Annotated in this window: 18 protein-coding genes; 9 read left to right on the top strand and 9 right to left on the bottom strand. The window is 70.7% G+C overall.

Going from position 1 to position 20,590, the window contains the following annotated elements; genetic code table 11:
* The first annotated feature begins 101 nt into the window (after nucleotides 1-101).
* Nucleotides 102-2,207, top strand: coding sequence for a protein kinase domain-containing protein (locus OG496_RS32340; RefSeq protein WP_405973432.1), 2,106 nt, complete (start codon nucleotides 102-104; stop codon nucleotides 2,205-2,207).
* A gap of 89 nt (nucleotides 2,208-2,296) precedes the next feature.
* On the opposite strand, the gene ilvD is transcribed toward OG496_RS32340, so the two are convergent.
* The 4 genes from ilvD to OG496_RS32320 form a co-directional block, all read right to left on the bottom strand.
* A complete protein-coding gene (gene ilvD / locus OG496_RS32335; protein WP_405973431.1) occupies nucleotides 2,297-4,150 on the bottom strand; it encodes a dihydroxy-acid dehydratase in 1,854 nt (617 codons plus the stop codon).
* A 111-nt stretch (nucleotides 4,151-4,261) separates the two neighbouring features.
* On the bottom strand, nucleotides 4,262-4,867 hold the full coding sequence (locus OG496_RS32330; protein WP_019064947.1) for a TetR/AcrR family transcriptional regulator: 606 nt from the start codon (nucleotides 4,865-4,867) through the stop codon (nucleotides 4,262-4,264).
* A complete protein-coding gene (locus tag OG496_RS32325; RefSeq protein ID WP_399398531.1) occupies nucleotides 4,864-5,688 on the bottom strand; it encodes a sugar phosphate isomerase/epimerase family protein in 825 nt (274 codons plus the stop codon). Before OG496_RS32325 ends, OG496_RS32330 begins: the two co-directional genes overlap by 4 nt.
* Nucleotides 5,689-6,147: 459 nt before the next feature.
* Nucleotides 6,148-7,080, bottom strand: coding sequence for a Ppx/GppA phosphatase family protein (locus tag OG496_RS32320; protein WP_366497622.1), 933 nt, complete (start codon nucleotides 7,078-7,080; stop codon nucleotides 6,148-6,150).
* An 83-nt stretch (nucleotides 7,081-7,163) separates the two neighbouring features.
* Between OG496_RS32320 and OG496_RS32315 the strand changes: the two genes are divergently transcribed.
* Nucleotides 7,164-8,033 (top strand): hypothetical protein, encoded by an 870-nt coding sequence (locus tag OG496_RS32315; protein ID WP_405973430.1) that lies wholly within the window; start codon nucleotides 7,164-7,166, stop codon nucleotides 8,031-8,033.
* Between the two features lie 10 nt (nucleotides 8,034-8,043).
* On the opposite strand, the gene OG496_RS32310 is transcribed toward OG496_RS32315, so the two are convergent.
* Nucleotides 8,044-9,744, bottom strand: a complete 1,701-nt coding sequence (locus OG496_RS32310) for a BACON domain-containing protein (protein WP_405973429.1) — start codon at nucleotides 9,742-9,744, stop codon at nucleotides 8,044-8,046.
* Nucleotides 9,745-9,942: 198 nt separating this feature from the next.
* On the opposite strand from OG496_RS32310, the gene radA reads away from it, so the two are divergent.
* Nucleotides 9,943-11,352 carry a DNA repair protein RadA gene (gene radA / locus OG496_RS32305; protein WP_366497619.1) on the top strand — a complete coding sequence of 470 codons (1,410 nt, stop codon included), beginning with the start codon at nucleotides 9,943-9,945 and terminating at the stop codon, nucleotides 11,350-11,352.
* A gap of 136 nt (nucleotides 11,353-11,488) precedes the next feature.
* On the top strand, nucleotides 11,489-12,547 hold the full coding sequence (gene disA / locus OG496_RS32300) for a DNA integrity scanning diadenylate cyclase DisA (protein WP_366497643.1): 1,059 nt from the start codon (nucleotides 11,489-11,491) through the stop codon (nucleotides 12,545-12,547).
* A 25-nt stretch (nucleotides 12,548-12,572) separates the two neighbouring features.
* Here the strand turns inward: disA and OG496_RS32295 are convergent, their stop codons facing one another.
* Entirely contained in the window at nucleotides 12,573-13,394 is an 822-nt protein-coding gene (locus tag OG496_RS32295; RefSeq protein WP_405973428.1) for a hypothetical protein, read from the bottom strand.
* Nucleotides 13,395-13,684: 290 nt separating this feature from the next.
* On the opposite strand from OG496_RS32295, the gene OG496_RS32290 reads away from it, so the two are divergent.
* The 5 genes from OG496_RS32290 (at nucleotide 13,685) to cseC (ending at nucleotide 18,374) form a co-directional block, all read left to right on the top strand.
* A complete protein-coding gene (locus tag OG496_RS32290; protein WP_405973427.1) occupies nucleotides 13,685-14,632 on the top strand; it encodes an A/G-specific adenine glycosylase in 948 nt (315 codons plus the stop codon).
* Nucleotides 14,633-14,973: 341 nt separating this feature from the next.
* Nucleotides 14,974-15,513, top strand: a complete 540-nt coding sequence (locus OG496_RS32285; RefSeq protein ID WP_019064956.1) for a SigE family RNA polymerase sigma factor — start codon at nucleotides 14,974-14,976, stop codon at nucleotides 15,511-15,513.
* On the top strand, nucleotides 15,501-16,190 hold the full coding sequence (locus OG496_RS32280; protein WP_405973426.1) for a hypothetical protein: 690 nt from the start codon (nucleotides 15,501-15,503) through the stop codon (nucleotides 16,188-16,190). Before OG496_RS32285 ends, OG496_RS32280 begins: the two co-directional genes overlap by 13 nt.
* 124 nt (nucleotides 16,191-16,314) lie before the next feature.
* A complete protein-coding gene (gene cseB, locus OG496_RS32275; RefSeq protein ID WP_405973425.1) occupies nucleotides 16,315-17,022 on the top strand; it encodes a two-component system response regulator CseB in 708 nt (235 codons plus the stop codon).
* Between the two features lie 8 nt (nucleotides 17,023-17,030).
* Nucleotides 17,031-18,374, top strand: a complete 1,344-nt coding sequence (cseC, locus tag OG496_RS32270; protein WP_366497614.1) for a two-component system sensor histidine kinase CseC — start codon at nucleotides 17,031-17,033, stop codon at nucleotides 18,372-18,374.
* Nucleotides 18,375-18,480: 106 nt separating this feature from the next.
* On the opposite strand, the gene OG496_RS32265 is transcribed toward cseC, so the two are convergent.
* From OG496_RS32265 to OG496_RS32255, 3 genes are read right to left on the bottom strand one after another with little or no spacing between them, the layout of a single operon-like run.
* On the bottom strand, nucleotides 18,481-19,341 hold the full coding sequence (locus OG496_RS32265) for a class I SAM-dependent methyltransferase (protein ID WP_405973424.1): 861 nt from the start codon (nucleotides 19,339-19,341) through the stop codon (nucleotides 18,481-18,483).
* Entirely contained in the window at nucleotides 19,338-19,772 is a 435-nt protein-coding gene (locus tag OG496_RS32260) for a VOC family protein (RefSeq protein WP_366497612.1), read from the bottom strand. The genes OG496_RS32265 and OG496_RS32260 overlap by 4 nt, the downstream gene beginning before the upstream one ends.
* Nucleotides 19,769-20,260 carry a helix-turn-helix transcriptional regulator gene (locus OG496_RS32255; protein WP_405976754.1) on the bottom strand — a complete coding sequence of 164 codons (492 nt, stop codon included), beginning with the start codon at nucleotides 20,258-20,260 and terminating at the stop codon, nucleotides 19,769-19,771. The genes OG496_RS32260 and OG496_RS32255 overlap by 4 nt, the downstream gene beginning before the upstream one ends.
* Nucleotides 20,261-20,590: the final 330 nt, after the last annotated feature.

Below are 20,590 nucleotides of genomic sequence, written 5' to 3'. Positions count from 1 at the left end.
CACCTCGCACTCGGAGGCTGGCGAGCCACCTCTGTCCCGTACGGGTCATCGACTAGGCTCCGTGCGTCGCGCGCGCGAACGATCAGCACGGGGGTGGTTCCATGGCGCCACAGCGCAACACCGGAGCGGGCGCGGAAGCGGAACTTCCCGAGTACGCCGGTCACTACCGCCTGGAGTCCTGCCTGGGCTCCGGCGGCATGGGCGTGGTGCATCTGGCGCAGAGCACCTCCGGGATGAAGGTCGCCGTGAAGGTCGTCCACGCGGAGTTCGCCCAGGACCCCGAGTTCAGGGGCCGGTTCCGGCAGGAGGTCGCGGCGGCCCGACGGGTGAGCGGGGCCTTCACCGCGCCGGTGGTCGATGCCGACCCGGAGGCCGAACGGCCGTGGATGGCAACGTCGTTCATCCCCGGGCCGACCCTGTCCGAGCACGTGAAGCGGAACGGGCCCATGGCGCCCGGTGAGTTGCGCCGCCTGATGGCGGGGCTGGCCGAGGCGCTGCGCGACATCCACCGGGTCGGCGTCGTGCACAGAGATCTCAAGCCGAGCAATGTGCTGCTCGCCGAGGACGGGCCGAAGGTCATCGACTTCGGCATCTCTCGGCCAAAGGACAGCGAACTGCGCACCGAGACGGGCAAGTTGATCGGCACACCGCCGTTCATGGCACCCGAGCAGTTCCGCCGGCCGCGGGAGGTCGGTCCTGCCGCCGACATCTTCGCGCTCGGGTCCGTACTGGTGCACGCGGCGACGGGGCGCGGGCCGTTCGACTCCGACAGTCCGTACGTCGTCGCCTATCAAGTCGTCCATGACGAGCCGGACTTGGCCGGGCTGCCGGAGAACATCGCGCCGCTGGTGCTGCGTTGCCTCGCCAAGGAGCCCGAGGACCGGCCCACGCCTGACGAGTTGATGCGGGAACTCCGGTCGGTCTCGGCCTCGTACGACACGCAGGCGTACATACCGGCGCAGCGGCCCGGTGTCACGCCGGTGCCGGAGCACCGTACGGAAGAGCCCGAACAGTCCGAACGGCCGCGCGGACGGCGACTGTTGGGCAAACGGTTCGCCCTCGGCGCGGGAGCGCTCGGCCTGGCCGCGATCGGCACGCTCGCCGCGCTCCAGTTGACCGACGACGGCGAGGCGACGGCGAAGAGCACCACCCCGCACACCACGCCCAGCACCGGGTTCGGCGAGTGGAAGACGGCACCGGTCTCCAAGAAGAGCACGCCCCAATGCTCGTACGGGGCAGGGAAGTTGCTCTGCGCGCAGCCCGGGGTGGTGTTCGCCCTGGACCCGTCCGACGGCCGTGTGCTGTGGCGGCACTCCGTCGCGACGACGCACCGCAGCGGGCCGCCGGTCCTCTCGGGCGGCCTGGTGCAGCCCTCGTTGGACAGCGGCCGGCATCTGGAGGCCCTCGATCCCGCCTCGGGCAAGGCGCGTTGGCAGAAGACCGTCCCCGCCTACACCGGGCTCACGGACGCCGGCGGCATGCTCCTGCTCACCCACGCGGACGGGACGGTCACCGGTGTGGACGGCGCCTCGGGCGCCACGAAGTGGAGCCACCGGATTCCGGGCCAACAGGCGCCGTACTTCACCTCGTTCGCCGGTGACTCGTCGGCGTACGCGACGAACACGTCGGACGACGGGGCGAGAACCCGGGTGACGGCGGTCGATCCGGAGACGGGCGCGGTGCGCTGGGACGCGCGGCTGAAGGGGTCGTTGAAGCCCGTCGGCGCGGCGGGCGGGTCCGTGTATCTCCTCTCGGTCGACACCGTCTACGGGGCCACGGAGGCCGTGGTCCGCTACACACCGGACACCGGAGCCACGCGGCGCGTGACGCTGCCCGCCAGAGTCGACCAGGCCCACGGGACCGTCCACGGGAACGTCGTCTACCTCATGGGGACCGGCGGATCACTGAGAGCCGTGGACGTGGCGGCGCGGAAGCAGCTGTGGAGCCTGGAGACGGCGGTGGCACGGAGTTCCGCACCGGTCGCGGACGGACGGCAGGTGTACGTCACCTCCGGAGACGGGCGGCTGCTCGCGGTAGACGCCCGCGCCGGACGACTCGTCGGGCAGACTCCCGCGCGCCTGGACTCCAACTCCGACCGGGTCAGCGCGGCGCTGCCCGAACCCGTCGTGGCGAACAACCACGTCTACGCCGCCGCCCCCGACGGCACGGTCTTCGCCGTCAACTCCCTTGCTCCGGGCGCCTGGTAGCGGCCGTAAGCCCAGCAAGCCGAAGGGCCGTCCCGCGAAGGGGGACGGCCCGAGGCCCAACGAGCTCCGGTACTACAGGAGTTACGAACTCAGCCCAGCTTGCTGACGTCCCGCACCGCTCCCCGGTCCGCGCTGGTGGCCATCGCCGCGTACGCACGCAGCGCCGCCGACACCTTCCGCTCGCGCTGCTTCGGGGCGTACCGCCCGTCCAGCGCGGCCTCGCGGCGGGCCAACTCGGCGTCGTCCACGAGGAGTTCGATGGTGCGGTTCGGGATGTCGATGCGGATGCGGTCGCCGTTCTCGACGAGGGCGATCGTGCCGCCGGACGCCGCCTCGGGGGACGCGTGGCCGATGGACAGGCCCGAAGTGCCGCCGGAGAAGCGGCCGTCGGTGATCAGGGCGCAGGTCTTGCCGAGGCCGCGGCCCTTGAGGAAGGACGTCGGGTAGAGCATCTCCTGCATGCCGGGGCCGCCCCTGGGGCCCTCGTAGCGGATGACGACGACATCGCCGTGCGTCACCTGTTTGTTGAGGATCTTCTCGACCGCTTCTTCCTGCGACTCGCAGACGACCGCGGGGCCCTCGAAGGTCCAGATGGACTCGTCGACGCCCGCCGTCTTCACCACGCAGCCGTCGACCGCCAGGTTGCCCTTGAGAACCGCGAGGCCGCCGTCCTTGGAGTAGGCGTGCTCGGCGGAGCGGATGCAGCCCTCGGCCGCGTCCTCGTCCAGGGCCTCCCAGCGCTCGGACTGGGAGAAGGCCTCTGAGGAGCGGACGCAGCCGGGCGCCGCGTGCCACAGTTCCACGGCCTCCGGCGACGGGGAGCCGCCGCGCACGTCCCACGTCTTGAGCCAGTCCGCGAGGGACGGGCTGTGGACGGAGTGGACGTCCTCGTTCAGCAGGCCCGCGCGGTGCAACTCGCCCAGCAGGGCCGGGATTCCGCCCGCGCGGTGCACGTCCTCCATGTAGTACGTGCGGTTCTTCGCGACGTTCGGGGCGACCTTCGCGAGGCACGGCACCCGGCGCGAGACCGCGTTGATCTCTTCCAGGCCGAACTGGACGCCGCCCTCCTGCGCCGCGGCGAGGAGGTGCAGGATCGTGTTGGTGGAGCCGCCCATCGCGATGTCGAGGGCCATCGCGTTCTCGAAGGCCGCGAAGGTGGCGACGTTGCGCGGCAGGACGGTCTCGTCGTCCTGCTCGTAGTAGCGGCGGGTGATGTCCATCACCGTGCGGGCCGCGTCCTGGTACAGGCCCTTGCGGGCCGTGTGCGTGGCGAGGACCGAGCCGTTGCCCGGCAGCGACAGGCCGATGGCCTCGGTCAGGCAGTTCATCGAGTTGGCGGTGAACATGCCGGAACAGGAGCCGCAGGTCGGACAGGCGTTCTCCTCGATGTTGAGGACGTCCGCGTCGGAGATGCTGTCGTTGGCGGCGTCGACCATCGCGTCGATCAGGTCCAGCGTGCGGACGGTGCCGTCCTGCAGGGTGGCGCGTCCGGCCTCCATCGGGCCGCCGGAGACGAAGACCGTCGGGATGTTCAGACGGAGTGCCGCCATGAGCATGCCGGGCGTGATCTTGTCGCAGTTGGAGATGCAGATCAGGGCGTCGGCGCAGTGCGCCTCGACCATGTACTCGACCGAGTCCGCGATCAGGTCACGCGAGGGCAGGCTGTAGAGCATGCCGCCGTGGCCCATCGCGATGCCGTCGTCCACCGCGATGGTGTTGAACTCGCGCGGGATGCCGCCGGCCGCGGTGATCGCCTCGCTGACGATCCGGCCGACGGGCTGGAGGTGGGTGTGGCCGGGCACGAACTCCGTGAAGCTGTTCGCCACCGCGATGATCGGCTTCCGGCCGATGTCCGCACCGGGTACACCGGAGGCGCGCATAAGGGCGCGTGCGCCCGCCATGTTGCGGCCGTGGGTGACTGTACGGGACCTCAGCTCGGGCATCGTCGATCGCTCCTTCAGACAGATAGGGCTGCTAAAGAGCGTACGCCGGTCATCCAGGGGTCGGACACGGTGTCCGCATCGCGGGACGCCTGTCTCGCGACAGCGGGTGTCCTACGGCCCCGTCAGATGCCCCTGCACCACCGGCGCCACCCGCGCGATGATCTGCTCCACGTCCGCCGAGGCCAGCGGTTCCACCTTGATCACGTACCGCAGCATCGCCGTACCGACCAACTGCGCCGCCGCGAGCTCGGCGCGCAGCTCCGCGTCCGGGAGGTCGAGCTGGGCGGCGACCCGGCCCAGCACCTGGGCGACCACGAGCCGCCGGAAGACGGCCGCGGCGGCCTCGTTGTTGACGGCGGAACGGACGACCGCCAGCAAGGGCTTACGGGTGGCCGGGTTCTCCCACACACCGAAGATGAAGCGGGTCAGCCGCTCGCCGACGCCGTCCAGCGGCCCCTCGGCGACCGCCGCCGGCGCGTTCTGCGCCGGTGCGAACGCGACCTCGATCGCCGCCTCGAAAACCTGCTCCTTCGTACCGAAGTAGTGGTGCACGAGCGCCGAGTCGACCCCGGCCGCCTTCGCGATCCCCCGCACGGACGTCTTCTCGTACCCCCGCTCGGAGAACTCCTCGCGGGCCGCGGTCAGGATGCGGTCGCGGGTGTCCGCGGATTCCGTACGAGGGGGCCGGCCCCGGCGCTTGGCGGTGGCGTCGGTCACCGCCGGGGCACCTTCACGGCCGAGGCCAGATGCAGCCGCGTGAAGGCGAGTGCCTCCGCCAGGTCGGCCTCGCGTTCGGCGCTGGACATCGCGCGCCGGGTGTTGACCTCGATGACGACATGGCCGTCGAAGCCGGTCGTCGCGAGCCGTTCCAGCAGCTCGGCGCAGGGCTGGGTGCCGCGGCCGGGGACGAGGTGCTCGTCCTTGTTGGAGCCGTTGCCGTCCGCGAGGTGGACATGGCCGAGACGGTCGCCCATGCGCTCGATCATCTCGTTCGCGTCCGTGCGGGCGGTCGCGGTGTGGCTGAGGTCGATCGTGAAGTGCCGGTAGTCCTCGTTCGTGACGTCCCAGTCGGGGGCGTAGGCGAGCATCTCGCGGTCGCGGTAGCGCCACGGATACATGTTCTCTACGGCGAACCGCACATCCGTCTCGTTCGCCATCCGCCAGATCCCGCTGACGAAGTCCCGGGCGTACTGGCGCTGCCAGCGGAACGGCGGATGCACCACGACCGTGCTCGCGCCGAGCTTCTCGGCGGCCGCCTGGGCGCGCTGGAGCTTGATCCACGGGTCGGTGGACCACACCCGCTGCGTGATGAGCAGGCAGGGCGCGTGCACGGCGAGGATCGGCACCTGGTGGTAGTCGCTGAGTCTGCGCAGCGCGTCGATGTCCTGGCTGACCGGGTCGGTCCACACCATGACCTCGACGCCGTCGTAGCCGAGGCGTGCGGCGATCTCGAAGGCCGTCGCCGTCGACTCCGGATACACGGACGCCGTGGACAGCGCGACCTTCGCATCCGGGATGCGCACGACTGGTTCTGCCACGGAGGACAGACTACGGGGCGGCGCTTTGCGCGAGGGAGCCGGTTGCTGTGGCCGCGCTGTGCGGGAGACGGCAATCGGCCATCTGCGACGCGGGGCCGCGTTGTGGCGATACTTCATGCGGGTTCGATACGTCCCGTACCGTGCGGGCGTTCAGTACGCACGCGTGGCCGAACCGTGCGGGCGTTCAGCAGGGCGCGTGTGCGGGCGGGATGAACGGCTACGCGTGTGTGCGTCCCGCACCGAGTCCACGCGAGCGTGCGTCACCAACCGAATCCAAGCGCGTGCAACACGAACGGCCACCCTCGTGCGCGTGCACGACCAGTCACACAGATGCGCCCGACGGATCGTCTCCACGCGCCGGCGCCACCGAGGGCCACGCACGCGTGCGGCACGAACCGGCACGCGCGCGTGCCGCACGACACGTGCAGCACAGTCCTGCACCCGCGGCGACCGCCCCGCCTACGCCGACGGCATCTGATCCAGCCGTCGCAGGATCACGCCCTCGCGCAGCGCCCAAGGGCAGACCTCCAGCGTCTCGACGCCGAAGAGGTCCATCGCGCCCTCGGCGACCATCGCGCCCGCCAGGAGCTGTTCGGCGCGGCCCTCGGAGACGCCGGGGAGGACGGCGCGCTGGGCGGTGGTCATGCCGGCCAGGCGGGGGACCCAGGCCTCCAGGGAGCCGCGCTTCAGCTCGCGTTGGACGTAGAGGCCGTCGGCGGAGCGGGCGGCGCCGGCGAGGCGGGCGAGCTGCTTGAAGGTCTTCGACGTGGCGACGACGAGGTCGGGGGCGCCAATACGGCTGAACTCCCCCACCGTACGGGCGATCTGGGCGCGTACATGGCGGCGCAGGGCCCTTATCGCGTCCGGTTCCGGCGGGTCGCCGGGGAGCCAGGCGGCGGTGAGGCGGCCCGCGCCGAGGGGCAGCGACACGGCCGCGTCGGGCTCCTCGTCGATGCCGTAGGCGATCTCCAGGGAGCCGCCGCCGATGTCGAGGACGAGCAGCTTGCCCGCCGACCAGCCGAACCAGCGGCGGACGGCGAGGAAGGTGAGCCGGGCCTCCTCGGCGCCGGTGAGGACCTGGAGCTCGACGCCGGTCTCGGTCTGCACGCGCGCGAGGACGTCGTCCGCGTTGCTGGCCTCGCGGACGGCGGAGGTGGCGAACGGGAGGAGTTCCTCGACGCCCTTGTCCTCGGCCGCCTGCAGCGCCTCCTGGACGACGCCGACGAGTTTGTCGACCCCCTCGGGGCCGATCGCACCGTCCTCGTCGAGGAGTTGGGCAAGGCGGAGTTCCACCTTGTGCGAGTGCGCGGGCAGCGGGCGCGCGCCCGGGTGTGCGTCCACCACCAGCAGATGCACCGTGTTCGATCCCACGTCGAGGACACCGAGTCTCATATACGGAACGCTACTGCCACCTGCACCTATCTCGGTCCCCGGAGCGGTGTCTGGGGCCGCCTCGGGCGACTTACCCTGGACGCGTGCCAAAGACGAAAAAGGCGAAGACCGACAAGGCGGCCAAATCACCCGGCGATTCTTCGCCGGTGACGTCGGCCAAGTCCCCGAAGCCCCCGAAGCCGTCGACGAAGAAGGCCCTGAAAGCCGACGAGAAGGGGCTCGACTTCGCGCGCGCGTGGGTGGAGTTCCCGGATCCGGCGGACGATGAGCAGCTGTTCCGCTGCGATCTGACATGGCTGACCTCTCGCTGGAACTGCATCTTCGGAAGCGGCTGCCAGGGCATCCAGGCGGGCCGCGCGGACGACGGATGCTGCACCCTGGGCGCGCACTTCTCCGACAAGGACGACGAGAAACGGGTCGCCGGGCATGTGGCGAGGCTCACGCCCGACATCTGGCAGCACCACGACGAGGGCGTGGAGAACGGCTGGATCTCCAAGGACGAGGACGGCGACCGCCAGACCCGCCCGTTCCAGGGCTCGTGCATCTTCCAGAACCGCCCCGGTTTCGCCGGCGGCGCGGGCTGCTCGCTGCACATCCTGGCCGTCAAGGAGGGCCGAGAGCCCCTGGAGACCAAGCCGGACGTCTGCTGGCAGCTGCCGGTGCGGCGGACGTACGAGTGGATCGACCGCCCGGACGACACGCGCGTGCTCCAGGTGTCGATCGGCGAGTACGACCGCAGGGGCTGGGGTTCCGGCGGCCACGACCTGCACTGGTGGTGCACGTCGGCGACCTCGGCGCACGGCGCGGGCGACCCTGTCTACGTGTCCTACGGCCCGGAGCTGACCGAGCTGATGGGCAAGGCCGGCTACGACCGCCTGGTCGAGCTCTGCGAACAGCGCCTGGCCTCGCAACTCCCGCTGCTGGCACCGCATCCCGCGGACCCGGTCGCCTGAGGGACCGCGACTAGGACGAGCTCGGGCCGCCGCCGTCGTCGGGCGGCGGCGTCGAGCTGCCCGGGTCGGCGGAGGACGAGTCCGTCGCAGTCGGGGTCGGAGTCGGATCGGCGGACGAGGGCGGCGGGTCGCTGGGCGTGGGGTCGGTGGGTGCCGTGCTCGTGGGCGTCGGGTCCGGGCTCGACGAGGGCGGGTCGCCGGGATCGGTGGGGTGCGTGGGGTTGCCCGGGTCGGTCGGGGCGGGCGCGGTGCCGTAGCCCTCGATCGAGACGACGGCTCCGGCCGGTGAGACGGCCACGCGCGCGGTCCAGTGGCCGGAGGGCTCGCGCAGATGGTCGACGTACACCTTGATCGTCAACGATTCGCCCGGTGCGAGGGTTCCCGAGGACTGGCTGAGGTAGAGCCAGGGCGCCGCGGTGGTCGCGGACCAGCGGACCGGGGCCGAGCCGGACGCGGTGAGGGTGATGAGCGTGGTGTCGCTGCTGTTGGCGGCCGAGACGGCGAGGTGGCCGGCGCCCTTCTGGCCGGCGCCGGTGACGCTGATGACCTCTACGGAGACGTCGTTCTTGCCGCCCTTGCCGGGCCGGGGAGTCGTGCTGGCGTTCCCGGTGTTCTCGTAGCCGCCGCTCGCGACCTCGCCCTCCAGACTGCCGGGTCCGTGCTGCTCGCTCGCGGTGACGGCCCGGCCCTCGGCGCCCTCGCCGGTCGGCGTGCCCCGGTAGGCGGCCCACAGGGCGAGGACGGGCGCGGCGATGACGGTGGCGACGACGGTCGTCGTGACGGCACGCGCGCGTAGGCGGTCTCTCCGGGCGGCACGGTCCTTCGGGTCCATCGGGAAACCGCGCCGGTCGAAGCGCGGTGCCGCGGCGCCACGCGCGCGTGGGAGATGCGCCATGGCGACATGCAGGGCCGCGCGGGGTGCCTCCAGGACGGGCAGTTCGGCGGGCGTGACACTCGCGCCGGGCCAACTGCCGGGCACCGCGCGCTCGGCGGTACGACGGCAGTGCGGGCAGTCGTCGACGTGCCGGACGAGTTCGCGGCGCAGGGCGCTGCTGAGCACCAGCTGATGGTCACCGGTGAGCCGGGCGACGCTCGGGCAGCTCCCGGTCTCCACGACGGCGAGGGCGGCACGCGTGCGTTCCACCTCGCAGGCCGCGGCCGCCAGCAACTCCCGTGCACCGGCGAGGTCCATGCCGAGAACGGCGGCGACCTCATGGGCGGCGAGCCGGTGCCGCACGGCGAGTTCGAGCGCCTCGCGCTGCTCCGGGGTGGTCCCGGCGGCCTCCGGCCAGGCGAGCAGGGCGAGTTCACGCCGCCGCTGCTCCCTCAACTCCTCGGAGACAGCGGGCTCTTCCACCTCAGTACGCCCCACCGCGTGCGTGCCCTGACGTTTCTGCTTGGCCTCGGCCAGCTTGCGCAGGCATGCCCAGCGGGCCAGCGCGTACAGCCAGGCCCGCCGGTCACCGGCCGTCTCCGGCACCCGCGCGCCCCGGCGTTCGGCCAGCGCCAGCACGTCCCCCAGGGCGGCGGTCGCCGCGTCGTGGTCGCACAGCACGGACAGGCAGTAGGTGAACAGGCCGTCCAGATACGGCTCGTAGCGCGCGGGCGGGCGCTGCGCCAGCGTGCGCGCCGCAGCGCGGTCGCGCGCCTCCCGATGCGCCCGGTGTGCGCCGGTGGTGCGGGTCGAGGTCTCCGGACTGCTGCTCATCACCCGTGCGACCGTAGGCGGCGGGCGATGCCCCCTTCCGCCCCCTTGAGCACATTTAATCCGTACGGGTGAAACGATCCCTCAAAAGGGGACAGGCACCCCTACCTGCATGGCTCGTTCTTGACGGCCAGTGGCCGGATACCGAAGAGGCACGACTCGACCGCCGACCGCGTTGTCAGTGGCGGCGGTTACGGTTCACGCATGGCTGCCCGTACGAAGACCACCAAGGACCGACCGTCCTACCGCTGCACCGAGTGCGGCTGGCAGACGGCCAAGTGGCTCGGCCGCTGCTCCGAGTGCCAGGCCTGGGGAACGGTCGAGGAGTACGGCACCCCCGCGGTCCGGACGACGACCCCGGGCCGCGTCACCACTTCCGCGGTGCCCATCGGCCAGGTCGACGGCAGGCAGGCCACCGCCCGCTCGACCGGCGTCCCCGAGCTGGACCGGGTCCTCGGCGGCGGCCTGGTCCCCGGAGCGGTGGTCCTCGTCGCGGGCGAACCGGGCGTGGGAAAGTCGACCCTCCTCCTCGACGTGGCGGCGAAGTCGGCGAGCGAGGAGCACCGCACGCTCTACGTCACCGGCGAGGAATCGGCGAGCCAGGTCCGGCTGCGCGCCGACCGCATCAAGGCGATCGACGACAACCTCTACCTCGCCGCCGAGACCGATCTGGCCACGATCCTGGGCCACTTGGACGCGGTGAAGCCCTCCCTCCTGATCCTGGACTCCGTCCAGACGGTGGCCTCCCCGGAGATCGACGGCGCACCCGGCGGCATGGCCCAGGTCCGCGAGGTCGCCGGCGCCCTGATCCGCGCCTCCAAGGAGCGCGGCATGTCCACCCTCCTCGTAGGCCACGTCACCAAGGACGGGGCGATCGCAGGCCCCCGCCTCCTCGAACACCTGGTGGACGTGGTCCTCTCCTTCGAGGGCGACCGCCACGCACGCCTACGCCTCGTACGGGGCGTCAAGAACCGCTACGGCACAACGGACGAGGTCGGCTGCTTCGAACTCCACGACGAGGGCATCACCGGCCTGGCCGACCCGAGCGGCCTGTTCCTGACCCGCCGCGCGGAGCCGGTCCCCGGCACCTGCCTGACGGTCACCCTGGAGGGCCGCCGCCCCTTGGTGGCCGAGGTCCAGGCCCTCACGGTCGACTCCCAGATCCCCTCCCCCCGCCGCACCACTTCCGGCCTGGAGACATCCCGGGTCTCGATGATGCTCGCGGTCCTGGAACAACGCGGACGCATCAGCGCCCTGGGCAAAAGGGACATCTACTCGGCGACGGTGGGCGGAGTGAAACTCTCCGAACCGGCCGCAGATCTGGCCATCGCGCTCGCCCTGGCCTCCGCGGCAAGCGACACCCCCCTCCCCAAGAACCTGGTCGCGATCGGCGAAGTAGGCCTGGCAGGCGAGGTCAGAAGGGTCACGGGCGTCCAGCGCAGACTCTCCGAAGCACACCGTCTGGGCTTCACCCACGCCCTCGTCCCGACCGACCCGGGCAAGATCCCCGCAGGCATGAAGGTCATCGAAGTAGCCGACATAGGAGACGCTCTCCGGGTCCTTCCAAGGTCCCGTAAGCGAGAGGCCCCACGGGACGCCGAGGACCGCCGGTAGACTTTGCCCTGGTCTCGCCCGTCCGTACGAACCTGGTACGCGAAACGGGAGCACCGGAAAAACCTGCGACCGGAGGAGTGCAGTGGCAGCCAACGACCGGGCGTCAGCTCCCGGAAAGTCCGGCGGCGATGGCCTGATGCGCGCCTCACTGAGCGCCGCGGCCCCTGGCACGGCCCTGCGCGACGGCCTGGAGAGAATCCTCCGCGGCAACACGGGCGGCCTCATCGTGCTCGGTTCCGACAAGACCGTAGAAGCGATGTGCACAGGCGGTTTCATCCTGGACGTGGAGTTCACGGCCACGCGCCTACGAGAACTCTGCAAGCTGGACGGCGGCATCGTCGTCTCCTCGGACCTCTCCAAGATCCTTCGAGCAGGCGTCCAGCTGGTCCCCGACCCCAACATCCCCACCGAGGAGACGGGCACCCGTCACCGCACGGCGGACCGAGTGAGCAAACAGGTCTCCTTCCCGGTGGTCTCCGTCTCCCAGTCCATGCGCCTGATCGCCCTCTACGTAGACGGCCAACGCCGCGTACTGGAGGACTCGGCGGCGATCCTGTCCCGCGCCAACCAAGCCCTCGCCACCCTGGAGCGCTACAAACTCCGCCTGGACGAGGTGGCGGGAACGCTGTCGGCCCTGGAGATCGAGGACCTGGTGACGGTCCGAGACGTGTCAACCGTGGTCCAACGCCTGGAAATGGTCCGCCTGATCGCGACCGAGATCGCCGAATACGTCGTAGAGCTCGGCACGGACGGCCGCCTGCTCGCCCTCCAGCTGGAGGAGTTGATCGCGGGCGTAGAGCCGGAACGCGAACTAGTAGTACGCGACTACGTCCCCGAGCCCACGGCCAAACGCTCCCGCACGGTGAACGAAGCCCTGGCCGAACTGGACGCCCTCTCCCACGCGGAACTCCTCGAACTCCCCACCGTGGCCCGCGCGTTGGGCTACACCGGCTCCCCCGAGGCGCTCGACTCAGCAGTGTCTCCCCGAGGCTTCCGCCTCCTGGCCAAGGTCCCGCGCCTCCCCGGCGCGATCATCGACCGCCTGGTGGAGCACTTCGGCGGCCTCCAGAAACTCCTGGCGGCAAGCGTCGACGACCTGCAGACAGTGGACGGCGTAGGCGAGGCAAGGGCACGCAGCGTCCGAGAGGGCCTCTCCCGCCTGGCGGAATCGTCAATCCTGGAACGCTACGTATAACCCGACCGCGTCAACCCAACTGCCCTTAGTCGCTGGCCAGTACGAACGAGGTCTGCGCCTTGGCGAACCCGGAGGCCTGCGCCTCCACCAGATAGGTCCCGGCCCCGGCCGAACCAGCGGCCGGAGTGGCGCACTCGGGCGCACTCGGCTTGCGGTCCCACTTCAGGGTGTACGTGACGCTGCTGCCGGCGGACACCCGGTAGTAGACACTCCCGGCACTCTTCGGGCAGTCGGCAGACGACCAGAAATCAGCACTGCCCCCGGCCTCCGTAATGGTCAACACGGCACTCTTGGGCCCGAGATCGACCTTGCAGTCACTGCCGGAGGAGTTCTTGGCGGTGAGCACAAAGGTAGGAGTCTGATCCGGCGAGTACGAGTTGTGCAGACTCCGCAGACTCAACTGCACAGCGCTGGCGGTGCAGTTGGGAAGCGTCGAGTCGGCAGGAACCGTAGTCCCCGTACTGCTACCGCCGTTGGATCCACCACCGGACCCACTGCCACCACTGTCACCACCACCGGACCCGGCACTGGACCCACCGGAGCCGGAGCCGGAATCAGAGCCCCCACCGCTCGCCCCACTCGAACTACTCGCGCCCCCCGAGTCATCACGCCCACCCGGGTGTTGACTGATGGCGGGACCAGATCCCGACGGCCCGGCAGTGATCGTAGGAGCGGGAGTCTTTCCGTTCTTCGCCCCATCGGCACCGTTCTTGCCGCCCCCGCCACCGGAGTTGACGATCCAGGTGATCAGCAGCGCCAGCAAGGCGACCACGGACACCATGAGGACCCTCCGTCGCCAATAGATGGAGGAGGGAAGCGGCCCGACCGGATTGCGCAGTGATCCCACGGCGCAAACTGTACGAGAGATCGGCGAGTTACCTCGCCCCACCCGCCGCCCCAGCCCCAACTTTTCCGGATCATCATTCCGGCAACCCCGCCTGGAACAGGCCGGGATGGACCACGAGCCCGCGGCCTCCAACGAACCGGGAGCGGGTCGTGGCGGTACGGCGCAGCCCGCCGCGTACCCGGCACCAACCCGTTCAGCCATGTCGACAGACAGAGGGGCCCAACCAGCGGCGGGCTCGCCGTACCGCCACGACCCCGACCCCCCACCAGCCGTGGCAGGATCGGAACGCCATGACTGCGCCCACGAAACCCCCGCACGCCACATCCACCCCGACCACGCCGGACGGAGGAAACAGCGGAGGCGCCCACCTCCACACCCCGGTCATCGACTGGTTCGAGGACAACGCCCGCGACCTCCCCTGGCGCCACCCCGACGCCGGCCCCTGGGGCGTGATGGTCAGCGAGTTCATGCTCCAGCAGACCCCGGTCAACCGCGTCCTCCCGGTCTACGAACAGTGGCTCGCCCGCTGGCCCCGCCCCGCCGACCTCGCCCAGGACGCCCCCGGCGAAGCCGTCCGCGCCTGGGGCCGCCTCGGCTATCCCCGCCGCGCGCTGCGCCTCCACGGCGCCGCCACCGCCATAACGGAACGCCACGGCGGCGACGTCCCCACCGACCACGCCCAGCTCCTCGCACTCCCCGGCATCGGCGAGTACACGGCAGCCGCAGTCGCGTCCTTCGCCTACGGCCAACGCCACGCAGTCCTGGACACCAACGTCCGCCGGGTCTTCGCGCGCGCGGTCACCGGCACCCAGTACCCCCCGAACGCCACCACCGCAGCCGAACGCAAGCTGGCCCGCGCGCTCCTCCCCCAGGACGACGACACGGCAGCCCGCTGGGCCGCGGCGTCCATGGAACTCGGCGCACTCGTCTGCACCGCGAAGAACGAGACGTGCCACCGCTGCCCCATCTCCGCCCAGTGCGCCTGGAACCTCGCCGGCAAGCCGGAACACGAGGGCCCGGCCCGCAAAGGCCAGACGTACGCGGGCACGGACCGCCAGGTCCGCGGCAAGCTCCTCGCCGTACTCCGCGAAGCGCACACGCCCGTCCCCCAGTCCGCACTCGACCGCGTGTGGCACGAGCCGGTACAGAGAGCGAGGGCACTGGACGGCCTGGTGGCGGACGGCTTGGTGGAACCCCTCCCGGACGGCCTGTATCAACTCCCCGCGACCCGAGCCTGAAACAACCGGACACACCCCGTCACGACCTGACACACGGTCACTTCACAGACAGAGCCCCCACCCCGACCCGCCCCACAGCCCACACCAAGCTCCCGCAACACTCCCGTGCCTCCACCTGGCCAGGCAAAACACCCCATACCCACCCCAACAACCCACCCCCCTTACCCCGGACCTACTTCCGTTACACAACCGACGGACAGCCGAGCGCTCTCCGCAGGCTGCTCCGCACAGTGCCGTGACAACCCCTCCGTAACTTCATTTGTGTACCGCAGACCGGCGGGACAGCAGCAGAGGACAACCGGCAGCAGGCGGGTCGGAAACGGGGATGGAGGCGGTTGATCATGGCGCAGGGCGAGGTGCTCGAATTCGAGGAGTACGTCCGCACCCGACAGGACGCGCTGCTGCGCAGCGCCCGCCGGCTGGTACCGGACCCGGTCGACGCCCAGGACCTGCTCCAGACGGCGCTGGTACGGACGTACGGCCGCTGGGAGACCATCGAGGACAAGCGCCTCGCGGACGCGTACCTGCGCCGCGTCATGATCAACACGCGGACCGAGTGGTGGCGGGCCCGCAAGCTGGAAGAGGTCCCCACCGAGCAGCTGCCCGACGCGAGCGTCGACGACGCGACCGAGCAGCACGCGGACCGGGCGCTTCTTATGGACATCATGAAAGTTCTCGCACCGAAACAGCGCAGTGTTGTCGTCCTGCGACACTGGGAGCAGATGTCCACCGAAGAGACGGCCGCCGCCCTGGGCATGTCGGCCGGTACGGTCAAGAGCACGCTGCACCGGGCGCTCGCCCGGCTCCGGGAGGAGCTGGAGGCCCGCGACCTGGACGCACGCGCGCTGGAGCGTGAGGAGCGGGAGCGTTGCGCGGCCTGAGCGACGACACCCCTGGGCCCGGGCTGAACAGCGTCCCCGGGCCCGGCAGGGTGCGCGGAAGCTTCGAGGCGGCGTTCGCGGCGCTGGCCGTGCTCGCCGCCCTCGCCCTTTTGGTGTCCGGCTGCGCCACCGGCGGCACGGGTGCCCGTGACGAGGGCCCGGCGCACTCCGACTCGGTGGCGGGCGTCGCGGAGGCCAAGTCCCCCTCGCCCTCCGCGACCGTCGACGACCACGTGGACGCGGTCAAGCTCGTCATGGACGACCCGAAGGTCTCGGCGGCGGTCAAGCACGAGCTGAAGCCGTGCGTCGCCGACGAGTACGCGGTCGACGTGTCGTACGGCGTACTGACCGGCGGCACCGCGAACGACGTCGTCGTCAACGTGATGACCTGCGGCGATGCGGTGGGGATCGGCTCGTACGTGTATCGCGACAAGGGCGGGACGTACGAGAATGTGTTCAAGGCCGAGGAACCCCCGGTCTACGCGGAGATAGACCGCGGCGATCTGGTCGTCACCAAGCAGGTGTACGAGAAGGGCGACCCGGTGTCGAGTCCCTCCGGGGAGAACGTGATCACGTACCGCTGGACCTCGGGCCGTTTCGTCCAGGAGTACAGCACCCACAACGAGTACAGCAACGCGGTCGGGGGCGACGCCTCGCCCACTCCGAGCAAGAACTGACCGGAACCGAACCGGTCGGGACTGAACCGATCGGCCGCCCTGATCCGATGCTTCAGTGAACGCGGACGCCGTCCCAGGCGTCCCATGCTTGAGATCGACCCACACGAGGACTGAGAGCACCGGGATGGCAGACCAGACCCACGTCCTGTTCGTCGAGGACGACGACGTCATCCGCGAGGCCACCCAACTCGCCCTGGAGCGGGACGGCTTCGTGGTCACCGCCATGCCCGACGGGCTGTCGGGCCTGGAGGCGTTCCGGGCCGACCGCCCCGACATCGCGCTGCTGGACGTGATGGTCCCGGGCCTGGACGGGGTGAGCCTGTGCCGCCGCATCCGGGACGACTCCACGGTCCCGGTGATCATGCTGTCGGCACGCGCGGACTCGATCGACGTCGTACTCGGCCTGGAGGCGGGCGCCGACGACTACGTCACGAAGCCCTTCGACGGCGCCGTCCTGGTCGCCCGCATCCGCGCGGTCCTGCGCCGCTTCGGACACGCGAGCGGCAGCGACCGTACGGCGGACGCGGAGGCGGCGCCGGTCGGCGGCGGGGTGCTGACCTTCGGGGACCTGGAGATCGACACCGAGGGCATGGAGGTGCGCCGGGCCGGGCAGCCGGTGGCGCTGACGCCGACCGAGATGCGGCTGCTGCTGGAGTTCTCGTCGGCGCCGGGCACGGTGCTGTCCCGCGACAAGCTGCTGGAGCGGGTGTGGGACTACGGCTGGGGCGGTGACACCCGGGTCGTGGACGTCCATGTGCAGCGGCTGCGGACGAAGATCGGCCAGGACCGGATCGAGACGGTCCGCGGCTTCGGCTACAAGTTGAAGGCCTGAGCAGGGGTATGCGGGGGAATTCACGGCGCAGGGTCCCGTCGTTCATGGACAGAGCGGGCATCCGTACGGGCCTGAGATGGAAGCTCAGCGCGGCCATCGCGCTGGTCGGCACGCTGGTCGCGATCGCGCTCAGCCTGGTCGTGCACAACGCGGCCCGGGTCTCGATGCTGGACAACGCGCGCGACCTCGCGGACGAACGCGTCCAGATCGCCCAGCGCAACTACGAACTGTCCGGGCGGCCGAACTTCCCCAGCATCAAGATCGACGACCCGAATCTGCCGCCGGCGCTGCGCGAGAAGGTCGAGGAGGGCCGCCGGGCGACGTACGTCACCGACCGGCCGCACGGGGTGCCGGACATCTGGGCGGCCGTACCGCTCAAGGACGGCCACGTCATGTCCCTGCACACCGGGTTCACCGACCGCAGCACGGACATCCTCAAGGACCTCGACCAGGCCCTGGTGATCGGCTCGATCGCGGCCGTGCTCGGGGGCAGCGCGCTCGGTGTGCTGATCGGCGGCCAGCTCTCGCGCCGGCTGCGCAAGGCGGCGGCCGCGGCGAACCAGGTCGCCAAGGGCGAGACGGACGTACGGGTGCGGGACGCGATCGGCGGGGTCGTGCGGGACGAGACCGACGACCTCGCGCGTGCGGTGGACGCGATGACGGACGCGCTGCAGCAGCGACTTGAGGCGGAACGCCGAGTCACGGCTGACATCGCACACGAGCTGCGCACCCCGGTGACGGGCTTGCTGACCGCGGCCGAACTCCTCCCCCCGGGCCGCCCGACCGAACTGGTCCTGGACCGCGCGAAGGCGATGCGCACGCTGGTCGAGGACGTGCTGGAGGTCGCCCGGCTCGACGGGGCGTCCGAGCGGGCCGAGTTGCAGGACCTCATGCTGGGCGACTTCGTGAGCCGCCGGGTGATCGCGAAGGACCCGGACGCGGTGGTGCACGTCGTGCACGAGTCGGAGGTGACGACGGACCCGCGCCGCCTGGAACGCGTCCTGTTCAACCTCCTCGCCAACGCGGCCCGCCACGGCAAGCCGCCGATCGAGGTCTCCGTCGAGGGCCGGGTCATCCGGGTCCGCGACCACGGCCCCGGCTTCCCCGAGGAACTCCTCGCGGAGGGCCCGAGCCGCTTCCGCACCGGCAGCAAGGACCGCGCGGGCCACGGCCACGGCCTGGGCCTGACCATCGCCGCCGGCCAGGCCCGCGTCCTCGGCGCCCGCCTGACCTTCCGCAACGTCCGCCCCGCGGGCGCACCGGACCACATACCGGCGGAGGGCGCGGTGGCGGTGCTGTGGCTGCCGGAGCATGCGCCTACGAGTACGGGGAGTTATCCGATGTTGCCGTAGGGGGCGTCGGCGGGTGCCCCGTGGGGCCGTTGAGGCTTCGGCGAGCAGGCCCCTCACGCGCTCCCCGCCTGGGGACCCTCCCCAACTCCCCACCGCCAGCCCGCCCTCACGTACTCCCCACCATCACCTCCTCCCCCCGAGACGGCGCAGCCCCCTCCACCCGGCCCCCGAAATACCGCTCCGCAAGCTCCGCGGCGGGCACATGCCGTACGCACCGGAACCCGCACTCCCGCCCCAGCTCCAGCATCTGTTCCGGGGTGAAGAAGCTCAGGAACGGTGTGCCCGCGGCACGGGCGCCACGTACCGCGACCTCCAACTGCGCGCGCTGCTCCGGCTCCACGTCGTCCACGGGTCGTAGGAACGTGGTGACCAGGGTGGAGCCCGGGGCGAGACCGGCGACCCGGCGGAACATGGTGGTGATGGCGTCCAGGGTGAGGTACATGGTCACGCCGGTCGCGGCCACGACGGCGGGCCGCCCCATGTCGAGCCCGGCGGCGGCCAGTTGACCCCACCAGTCGCCCTCGAAGTCGACCGGTACGAACCGCAGCCAGTCCGGGATGTCGTACCCCAGTTCCGTCAGCCGTCGCCGCTTCCAGGCCTGCGTGCCGGGCTGCTCGACCTCGAACACCCGCAATTTCGCGCCGAGTTCGGGCCGCCGCTGGGCGAAGGTGTCGAGACCGGCGCCGAGGATGACGTACTGCTCCACACCCCTCCCGGCCTGCTCCTCCACCACGTCCTCGACGTAGCGGGCCCGGGCCACGATCGACGCCCGGATACGCCGCGTGGCCTCGACGTCCATGTCGGGACGCTCGCGCCAGTCGTCCCCGGGGTCCGCGAGCCGCAGCCCGACCTCGTCCTCGATGACGTGCGGCGGCGGATCGGCCTGGACGTGCAGGGCCCGCCACAGGGCGACCCGCACCGCCGTGTGGTCCGGCTCGACCTCCGCCACCGACTGCTCCCGGCTCATCCGAAGTCCTTCGAGAAGTCCATTTCCGCGCTGCGCTCGGTCAGCGAGTACCAGTTGCCGCTGTCGTCACGGAAGATGGCCTCGATGCCGTACGGCCGCTCGGTCGGCTCCTGGAGGAACTCGACCCCGCGCGCCTTGAAGGTCGCGTGATCACCGCGGCAGTCATCGGTCGTGAACGCCCCGGCCCCCAGCACCCCCTTGCTGATCAGCTTCTTCAACGCCTCGGCGGACTCGGGGTCCAGGCCCGGCCCGTCCAGGCTCATCAGCGTGAGCGCGAGGCCGGGCTGGTTCTTGGCGCCGACGGTGACCCACCGCATGTCGCCCATCGAGATGTCGTCGCGCACCTCGAAGTCGAGTTTCTCGGTGAAGAAGGCCTTGCTGCGCTGCTGGTCGAAGGTCCACACGGTGGCGATGCCCAAGCCTTGGATCATGACTCCGCACTCCTGTCGGACGAGGTTGATGCCGAGGTCGATGTCGAGCCGGCTTCCTGCTCATCACCGTAGGCAGGGCGGACGTCGCGACGCTTCTTCAAAGTTGCGGCGGGGAAACCGCCGGCCCAGAGCATCGCGTAGCACCCGGGGATGAGCGCGGCCCCGCGACCCACGTGCTTGGTCCGGTACTCACTCGGCGTCAGCCCGGTCCGCGCCTTGAACCGCGCCGAGAACGTACCGAGGCTGCTGAACCCGACCAGATGGCAGATCTCCGTCACCGACAGATCGGCGCTACGGAGCATCTCCTCGGCCCGCTCGATCCGCCGGTGCGTCAGATACTGCCCGGGCGTCTCGCCGTACGCCTCCTTGAAGGCCCGGATGAAGTGGTACCGCGAATACCCGGCATGCGCGGCCACCACGCCCAGATCGAGCTCCGGCTCGGCCCAGTCGCGATCCATGGCGTCCTTGGCAAGACGCAACTGCCGCATTTTGTCCATGCGACCGATGGTGGCACGCCCCACTGACATCGACACCGGGCCGATGAATCCGGCGGCTCCGGGGTCCGGCACCCCTCAAACGCAGGCTGGCATGAGTCAGCCCGTCCGACACCTCTCGACTCAGGCCGGCATGAGTCAGCCCGTCCGGCACCCCTCAACTCAGGCCGGCATTATTCAGCCCGTCCGGCGTTTGAGGACGAGGCCCCTTCAGGGCCGATCGGGGGTCCGGGGGCAGAGCCCCCGGCAACGGACCCGCGGCCGAACGCACAACCCAACGCCCGCCCCGCCCCCACACCCACACTCACTCACACACACACAAAG

The organism is Streptomyces sp. NBC_00988, assembly GCF_045162645.1.
Lineage (GTDB): Bacteria > Actinomycetota > Actinomycetes > Streptomycetales > Streptomycetaceae > Streptomyces.
Note: the sequence above shows the minus strand (reverse complement) of the source record. Positions and strands in the feature narration are given on the sequence as shown.